This is a genomic window from Salinivibrio sp. MA427, assembly GCF_001996115.1.
GTDB lineage: Bacteria > Pseudomonadota > Gammaproteobacteria > Enterobacterales > Vibrionaceae > Salinivibrio > Salinivibrio costicola.
Genome location: NZ_MUFH01000415.1, coordinates 1 through 1803, shown reverse-complemented (window position 1 = coordinate 1803; position 1803 = coordinate 1). Strand labels below are relative to the sequence as shown.

Sequence of the window (1803 nt, the reverse complement as noted above, 5' to 3'; positions counted from 1 at the left end):
GATATGGCTTGATGATTTTCAATGCATCTTTAATGCCTTTATCAGTGTTTGGCACAGAGAAGAAGTGCGCAGTTGGTCTGACGTAGATGTCGAGTTGCGCTTTGCCGGTATCGACGCCGATGTAGATGTTTTGATTGGATGCAGTATTCATAATAAGCTAACTCTTGTTTGCGTAATACGGGTTCGAGACCCAGTCGAGTATTCGAGTCTGGTGCTTGGAGTTCTAAGGTGCGTTCATGTTTGTTATCGGTCTCTCGACAGAGGAGCCAGCGTTCAATCGAACTGCACATTAGAAAGCTATAGTTGCAGCTAAAGCCTGGGTCTCACTTTACCCAAATACGGGTGAGATTATCCATACAAAGCGCTTAACACGTTCACTTCGTTCACTGGGACAGTAACGCAGCGGCGCTTCGCGATTATGCCGCTACGTCACTGCCCGTTAGCTTAGCGTTATGTTTTTAAGGAGGTTAAATGCCAGTTCCTGACTCAGTCATTGAAGAAATCAAAAGTGCTGCAAAAGAAGCGTGGCCTGAAGACAAGGAAATGCAAACTTACACAGTCAAGGAAGAGCTTGATGCATATAGAAGTTTCGTGGCTCTAGATTATTCAGGCATTTCTGATGAAGAAAAAGAAACTTTAATCCAAGGGGCCGAGGAAATTTTCGAAAGCTGGGAAGAACGTTTATCTTCAATTCAAGACGAGCTAGAAGCAATCGTAGAATTGAAAGAGCTTTCAAGCAGGAACCAGGGAAACGATTTATATAACCAATGGGTGCTTGAAGCTCAATCAGACAATGATAATTATTTTAGGGGGCAGCTTGAGTATATACAGAACAAGGCCTCAATTTTTAAGGCGATTCAACGGACTCGAGCCGAAATCGATCCGCTGAAGAATATTTTGATAGATATCGAGAACATCATAGGTAGCGAGTGTTACAACGGGAACATTCAAAATTACGGGAGTTGGGGCGAACTAGAAAGTGAAGGTCGCTCATTTCGTTACCCTGTCAAATTTTACGATGGTGAAAATGAATACAAACGGAGAACCGTACCCCGAGACATTCCTGCCGAACAGTTAATCAGTGGATACTATCCATTTGGTGCTAATGAATTAAATATATATAGAGCACTACATAAAGTTCTTAAGTATCTAGAGGCTGAGCATGGTCTTAAACTACCAAAAACATAACAAGCGCATGTTGCCGGACTGGTTTTCCGTTCCGCTCCAAACCAGCCGAAAATGCGGGCGTTAGGCAGCAAGTGGTACATGTACATTAAAGAGTAAATTTGGATGGCAGATAGAGCATTAAATAGTATTAAAGAGATTAGAAAATCTCTACGTATGTCCTCGAAACAGTTAGCTGTTAAGCTAGGCAAAGCTCCTTCGACTGTTAGCGAACTTGATAGTAGGGAAATTACGGGTAATATTACTATTCAAAGTTTAAAGGAAATTGCTGAGTGTCTTAATTGTGAATTACATTACGAATTCAAACCAAAAGTTCCAGTGGATGAGCAAGTACTTAACCAAGCTATTAGAGAAGTAGAAAACGAACTGGGTGAAGACCTCAATCTCTATAGTGAGGATGATATTGAAAGAGATGCTATGAAGTTGCTTAAAGAGTCTACCATATTGAATTGGTAGACTCTATTTGTGATTAATTTGCTCCAAAGAACTCTAAGATTATGTGGACTAGCAATTTGAAGTAGAAGTTCTTGTTGCGTTTTAAGTATTAATTTGCTCCAAAGAACTCTAAGATTATGTGGACTAGCAATTTGAAGTAGAAGTTCTTGTTGCGTTTTAAGT

General features: G+C 40.5%; 2 protein-coding genes and 1 pseudogene. 2 read left to right on the top strand and 1 reads right to left on the bottom strand.

The genetic code is table 11. The annotated features are described in order from the left end of the window. Window positions 1–151: pseudogene (locus tag BZG79_RS16835) on the bottom strand (IS110 family transposase); the annotation flags it as partial. A gap of 320 nt (window positions 152–471) precedes the next feature. Between BZG79_RS16835 and BZG79_RS15155 the strand changes: the two are divergent. Both BZG79_RS15155 and BZG79_RS15150 read left to right on the top strand, forming a co-directional pair. Continuing rightward, window positions 472–1188 carry a hypothetical protein gene (locus BZG79_RS15155; RefSeq protein WP_077774821.1) on the top strand — a complete coding sequence of 239 codons (717 nt, stop codon included), beginning with the start codon at window positions 472–474 and terminating at the stop codon, window positions 1186–1188. A 102-nt stretch (window positions 1189–1290) separates the two neighbouring features. Continuing rightward, complete coding sequence (locus BZG79_RS15150) at window positions 1291–1641, top strand: helix-turn-helix domain-containing protein (RefSeq protein ID WP_077774820.1); 351 nt, start codon at window positions 1291–1293, stop codon at window positions 1639–1641. The last annotated feature ends 162 nt before the right edge of the window (window positions 1642–1803 follow it).